Source organism: Catonella sp. (genome assembly GCF_052173895.1).
GTDB lineage: Bacteria > Bacillota > Clostridia > Lachnospirales > Lachnospiraceae > Catonella.
Window position 1 is genome coordinate 1 of sequence record NZ_JBQMXS010000067.1, and the last position, 6,057, is coordinate 6,057.

The 6,057-nt window shown below is 34.5% G+C and carries 6 protein-coding genes; 4 read left to right on the top strand and 2 right to left on the bottom strand.

The annotated features are described in order from the left end of the window. Nucleotides 1-188 precede the first annotated feature (188 nt). Nucleotides 189-1,238 (top strand): aldose epimerase family protein, encoded by a 1,050-nt coding sequence (locus tag ACTTG8_RS09430; protein WP_442561862.1) that lies wholly within the window; start codon nucleotides 189-191, stop codon nucleotides 1,236-1,238. Nucleotides 1,239-1,264: 26 nt separating this feature from the next. Here the strand turns inward: ACTTG8_RS09430 and ACTTG8_RS09435 are convergent, their stop codons facing one another. Continuing rightward, entirely contained in the window at nucleotides 1,265-1,996 is a 732-nt protein-coding gene (locus ACTTG8_RS09435; RefSeq protein ID WP_442561863.1) for a helix-turn-helix domain-containing protein, read from the bottom strand. A 310-nt stretch (nucleotides 1,997-2,306) separates the two neighbouring features. On the opposite strand from ACTTG8_RS09435, the gene ACTTG8_RS09440 reads away from it, so the two are divergent. The 3 genes from ACTTG8_RS09440 to ACTTG8_RS09450 all read left to right on the top strand — a co-directional run bounded on the left by ACTTG8_RS09440 (nucleotide 2,307) and on the right by ACTTG8_RS09450 (nucleotide 5,670). Next, nucleotides 2,307-3,038 carry a gamma-glutamyl-gamma-aminobutyrate hydrolase family protein gene (locus tag ACTTG8_RS09440; RefSeq protein WP_442561864.1) on the top strand — a complete coding sequence of 244 codons (732 nt, stop codon included), beginning with the start codon at nucleotides 2,307-2,309 and terminating at the stop codon, nucleotides 3,036-3,038. Further along, nucleotides 3,031-4,407, top strand: a complete 1,377-nt coding sequence (locus ACTTG8_RS09445; RefSeq protein ID WP_442561865.1) for an APC family permease — start codon at nucleotides 3,031-3,033, stop codon at nucleotides 4,405-4,407. The genes ACTTG8_RS09440 and ACTTG8_RS09445 overlap by 8 nt, the downstream gene beginning before the upstream one ends. An 87-nt stretch (nucleotides 4,408-4,494) precedes the next feature. Continuing rightward, nucleotides 4,495-5,670, top strand: coding sequence for a trans-sulfuration enzyme family protein (locus ACTTG8_RS09450; RefSeq protein WP_442561866.1), 1,176 nt, complete (start codon nucleotides 4,495-4,497; stop codon nucleotides 5,668-5,670). 82 nt (nucleotides 5,671-5,752) lie between these two features. Here the strand turns inward: ACTTG8_RS09450 and ACTTG8_RS09455 are convergent. Continuing rightward, nucleotides 5,753-6,057, bottom strand: a 305-nt coding sequence (locus ACTTG8_RS09455; protein ID WP_442561867.1) for a hypothetical protein, incomplete at its 5' end; no start/stop codon positions are given.

A 6,057-nucleotide genomic window follows, 5' to 3' on the forward strand; every position in this document is an offset into this window, starting at 1 on the left:
TTTAATTTATTGTAACCCTTGAAAATATTACATTTTCTAGGTTATAATAAACTGACCTATGGTATGAATAATTTAGTTTAATTAATGGTATATAGCTTATAAGGCTGCGTGAATGGCATATAGCCTGTATACCATATTGTATTGAATAGGAAATTTCTCGATATGTGAAAAATTTAACGGAGGATATTATGAAGGTAGAAATCAGTAATTTTGGGAAAGCAAAGGATGGTTCTGATATAAGATGTTATACATTGACCAATGAAAATGGTATGATGGTAAGTCTGTTAAATTTAGGTGCTATTATTAAAGATATAATTGTACCTGATAAAAAAGGACAGTTTGTTGATGTAAATCTTGGTTATGATAATGTAGAAGGATATTATGACAATGCAGAATCTCTTGGAAGTTTTGTGGGTAGAAATGCTAATCGGATAGGTGGAGCTAAGGTTACTATATGTGGTATAGAATATAAGCTGGAAGAAAATGATGGAGAGAATAATCTTCACAGTGGTTCAAATCGTTCCCACTATATGCTTTTTGATGCAGAAGTTCTTGAAGATGAATTTGCAACAAGAGTTAGATTTATGCATACTTTTAAGGATATGGAACAAGGATTTCCGGGGAAGGCTGAACTTAGCATAACCTATACTTTAACAGAGGGAAATGAACTGATTCTTGAATATAGAGGGATTTCCGACAAAGATACCGTAATAAATCCTACTAATCACAGTTATTTTAACTTAGATGGAGAAGGTGATATTCTTAAACATAAAATGTATGTAAATGCGGATAAGTTTACTGCAATAGCATCTAATATGATACCTACGGGTGAGATTGTAGATGTAGAGAATACTCCTATGGATTTTAGGAAGATGAAGGAAATAGGAGAGGGGATTGATTCAGATTATAATTATATAAAGATAGCAAGGGGATATGATCATAACTTTGTATTAAATGGTACAGAGGGTGACATTTCTAAAGTGGCAGAACTTTATTCGGATAAAACAGGTATAGCAGTGGAGGTAATGACAGACTTACCGGGAATGCAAGTATATACTGCTAATTTTCTTGAAAATAAAAAAGGTAAGGCAGGAGTTATTTACAATCCGAGAGCCGGAGTCTGCTTTGAAACCCAGTATTTTCCAAATGCTTGCAACGAAAAAAACTTTAAGTCAAGCATAATAAGTGCAGGTAAGGAGTATAGAAGTACAACTGTATTTAAGTTTAATATTAAATAATGATACAACACTGGTAGGCGATGAGCCTACCAGTGTTGTGTTACAGAGAAGAAGTTATTTGTTTTAAGTCTTTTAATATCTTCTTTATCAATCACAAGTTTCTTAAGTACAGGGTCATTTTCTTTAAGTGGTTTTATGCTAAGTAGCATTTTACAGGAAAGTGGAGTTATAGGACGAAAAGATACTCCTGTAAACTGTCCTAGTTTAGTATCGGTCGGAGTGAAGTTTTCGAGTATATTTATAGTGATTTTTTCGATTGGAGTAGCCTTGTGTTTCATATAAATATTGGTGATGATATGGTGAAATTCAATGGTTCCCTCGTAGGCATTTTCACAAAAAATATAATCATCTACATTTTTTACATTCATATATATTTCAGCTTTGTGGCAGTTGGCTGTACATTCTGTTTTTTCGAGAATTTTAAGAACCGAAGTATTTAGTGAATTGTTCCTTGCATCCCAAAAATAAAGATACAGTTTTTTACTACTGTAAAACTGTGGAATGATGAGGTCAGCTTGAGGAGGAATAGTTTTTTCTGTTTTTTCTTTTATGGATTCTATAAAATATTCCAGTGGAACTTGTAGTACCTTGGCAATCTCAACAAGGGTAGCAACATCAATGCTTATTTCCCCTTTTTCATATTTTGCGAGGGTGGTATTGCTCTTACTTATCAAATTTGCTAATTCTATCTGCGTAAGATGTCTATTTATTCGACAATTTTTAATAGCATTTCCGAGTGCGCTCTCAATATTATTCATATTTACCTCTAATTCACTAAAAATCAAATAATTTATTGTTAAAATCTACATAAAAGTAAAAAATATAATATAGCATATAAAAGTATTAAAAAATCTATTCTAAATAAAATTTAATGGAGATAAAGGAAAAATTTTTATTTAGAATAAAACTAATATCATTTTACAATAAAACTTAAATAATGTAAACTGAATTTGTATTAAAAGAAGTACAAAATGTAATTATTCCTCACAAGTATAGCACAAAGTGTCTGCGAGTTGAGGAAGGCTGAATAGTTACTACAGAATATTAAAGATGGGAGGAAGAAACTAGATGAAAAAACCGGTTATCGGAATATCAGGAAGTTTGATAATTGATTCTTCAGGTAACTTCGCAGGCTATAAAAGGTCTTATGTCAATAATGACTACATTCTTTCTGTAATAAAGAATGGTGGCGTACCATTTATCATTCCGTTTAACGAGAATGAGGAAGTTATTAAGGCTCAGATGGAAATGGTAGATGGACTTCTTCTTTCAGGTGGACATGATGTTGCACCTAGAAATTATGGAGAAGAGCCTATGCCAAAGCTAGGTGATATTTTTCCGGAAAGAGATGACTTTGAATACGGACTTCTTAAGGCTGCATTTGAGGCTAAAAAACCTGTACTCGGTATTTGCAGAGGTGCTCAGATTATCAATACCTATTTTAAGGGAAGTCTGTATCAGGATTTGAGCTATATGGGTATAGAAGTTCTTAAGCATAATCAGGTAAATACTCCGGCAAGGGTAACACATTCGGTTACTGTAGATAAGAATTCAAAACTGTTTGAAATCTTTGGTGAGGAGAAATTTATGATAAATTCTTTCCATCATCAGGCAATTAAAGAGGTTGGTGCTGGTCTTGTTAAGAGGGCAGAGGCTCCGGATGGAGTTATTGAGGCTATCGAGAAGACAGATTATCCTTTCCTTATAGGAGTACAGTGGCATCCTGAGATGTTGCATGAGTCCGTAGAAAAGATGAATAAATTATTTGAAAGATTTATAAAGGAGGCTTCTAATGAATAAAAAAATGAAGTTTTGGTCGATAGTATTTCTTACTATCAATTCAGTAATAGGTACAGGTATCTTCCTATCTCCAGGTGGAGTTACTAAGCAGGCAGGAAGTATGGCACCTTTCATTTATCTTTGTGCAGCTGTGTTTGCGGCAGTGCTTGCAGTAACTTTTGCAGCAGCCAGTAAATATGTAGTAAAAAATGGTGCAGCTTATTCTTATGCAAAGGCAGCGTTTGGGGCAAATACTGGTATGTTCATTGGTGTAACCAGATATGTATCTGCAAGTATTGCGTGGGGGGTTATGGCAACAGCTGTAATAAAAAATGCACTTTCAATACTTGGAATGGACTCTAAGAATCTTGTAAATGTAACTGTAGGATTTTTAGTGCTTATGCTCATTTTATTTGTAATAAATGTTAAGGGAACAGCTTTCTTAACTCTTATAAGTGACCTTTCAACAGCAGGTAAAGTAGCAGCCCTTGCGATTACTATAGTAGCAGGTATTGTAATTATAATTATGACAGGTGAGAATCATATTACAGATGTAGATATGCTTAAAAACGCAGATGGTGGAGCTTTAATTCCTGAGATGGATGCAACTATGTTTGTAACTGCTGTAATTTCAGCTTTCTATGCTTTTACAGGCTTTGAGAGTGTGGCTTCAGGTGCAAGTGATATGGAGAATCCTGAAAAGAACCTTCCAAGAGCTATTCCTCTTGCTATTGGCGTAATTGCAGCTATTTACTTTGGTATAGTACTTGTTGCAATGATGATAAATCCTGTTGCCCTTGTGCAGTCAGATGAGGTTGTTATCCTTGCAGCTGTATTTGGAAATAAAATAATCAGAGGAATTATTATTATAGGTGCCCTTATCTCTATGTTCGGTATTAATGTAGCATCATCATTCCATGCTCCAAGAGTATGCGAGGCTATGGCTAAAGACGGTGTTCTTCCGGCTTTCCTTGGAAAGCGTAATGCTAAAGACATTCCTTTGAATGCCTTTATACTTACTGCTGTACTTGCAATAGTTGTTCCTATGTCATTTATGTATGATATGCAGGGTATAATGATAATAAGTTCAATCGCAAGATTTGCACAGTTTATTGTAGTTCCACTTGGTGTAATTGTATTCTTTATGGGCAAGCAGAAAGAAGAAATTATTGATGCTAAGAAGAATGTAATTACTGATGTAGTTCTTCCTATTATTTCAGTTGGACTTACAGTACTTCTTCTTTATAAGTTTAACTGGAAGGGACAGTTCTCAGTTACCGGTGAGGATGGAGTAGCACATCTTAACTGGTATGCTATAACAGCAATGGTAATAGGTTATGTAATCCTTCCTATTATTGCATACTTCCATTTGAACTCTAAAAAGAAATAAGATAAACAAAATATCTTCCCATAGTCATAGCTTTAAAATTGATTTGCTTAATTCTATTATTCAAATTCAGAGGCAGGTGACTATGGGATGAATAATTTTAAGATTGAAGAGGTGATAATTTTGAAAGGAATTAATACTAAGATGCTACATGGATATCCTGTAATAGACGGATATACAGGAGCGGCATCCATACCTAAGTATCAGACTTCTACCTTTGACCAAAAAAGTTGCTATGTAGACGGTAAAAAATACAGCTATTCAAGATTTGGAAACCCTACAGTAATGGCACTTGAAAGTGCTGTAGCTAAGCTTGAGGGAGCAAAGCATGGTCTTGTGTTCTCATCAGGAATGGCAGCTATAAGCAATGTGCTGATGCTGGCAGGAGCAGGGGGACATGTGATTTTCCCTAGTGAAGTTTATGGAGGTACTTTTCAGTTTGCAACTGAAGTTATGCCAAGACTTTCTATGGAGACTACATTTGTAGATTATGATGATTTGGAGCTTGTAGAGAGCAGTATAAAGAGTAATACCAAGATTTTATATATAGAAACTCCATCAAATCCTCTTCTTAAGGTTTCTGATATAAGAAAACTTGTAGATATAGCAAAAAGACATAATCTCATAACAATAGCAGATAATACATTTATGACACCATTTTATCAAAGGCCACTTGAGCTAGGGGTAGACATTGTTGTAGAAAGTATGACAAAGTTTATAAATGGACACAGTGATGTGGTAGCAGGTATGATAGCTACAAACAGCGATGAATATGTAGGCTGTCTTGGCCTTTTTCAGAAAAACTTCGGTGCTATAATGGGAGTTGAAGATGCGTGGCTAGTTCTTCGAGGAATGAAGACTATGGGACTCCGTATGGAAAAGTCTGTATCTAATGCAGCCGCAATAGCAGAGTTTTTATCAAAACAGGAGAAAATTAAGACTGTTTATTATCCGGGTATACCTACCTGTAGATATTATAAAATACATATGAGTCAGGCAAGCTCAGGTGGAGCTGTGCTTTCGTTCAAGTTCTACAAGAAAGAGGATATGGATAAATTTATAGAAAAGATAAAGATACCTATCTTTGCTGTAAGTCTTGGAGGAGTAGAGTCCATAATTTCTCATCCTGCGACAATGTCACATAAATGTATGTCAAAGGAAGACAGACTTAAGTATGGTGTTACGGATGAAATTTTGAGACTTTCCTGTGGAATAGAGGATATTGAGGACTTGATTAGTGATTTAGAGCAGGCACTGGGGGATTGAACATAATTAACCTCTGCAAGTATAGTAATTGAAACTAAAATTACTATACTTGCAGGGGTTATCTTCATTTAATAGGAAATTTTTAATTTAATTTTTTGCTTAAAATAGTGGCAATTATACACTCGATTATTCCATACTCAGTGGGGATGAGGCAGACTGGTATAATTAACATAAGATTTTCTGCCTTTGTAATTTCGGCAGGTATTGTTGTAAGTGATATGAGAGTGATTAAAACTCCAAAAGGAACGGAAATATATCTTAAAAGAACTAAAATATCACTCATAGTACGTCTGCCTGATATAAGTATAGCAGCAAGATTCATAAAACAGAGGATTATAAAGGTAGGCAGGTCAGCAAATTGTATTAGTAAATCAATAAAATTATACC

Coding starts and splice junctions, on each gene's coding strand:
- ACTTG8_RS09440 (WP_442561864.1), top strand. CDS start 2,307: ATGAAAAAACCGGTTATCGGAATATCAGGAAGTTTGATAATTGATTCT.
- ACTTG8_RS09435 (WP_442561863.1), bottom strand. CDS start 1,996: ATGAATAATATTGAGAGCGCACTCGGAAATGCTATTAAAAATTGTCGA.
- ACTTG8_RS09430 (WP_442561862.1), top strand. CDS start 189: ATGAAGGTAGAAATCAGTAATTTTGGGAAAGCAAAGGATGGTTCTGAT.
- ACTTG8_RS09450 (WP_442561866.1), top strand. CDS start 4,495: ATGAATAATTTTAAGATTGAAGAGGTGATAATTTTGAAAGGAATTAAT.
- ACTTG8_RS09445 (WP_442561865.1), top strand. CDS start 3,031: ATGAATAAAAAAATGAAGTTTTGGTCGATAGTATTTCTTACTATCAAT.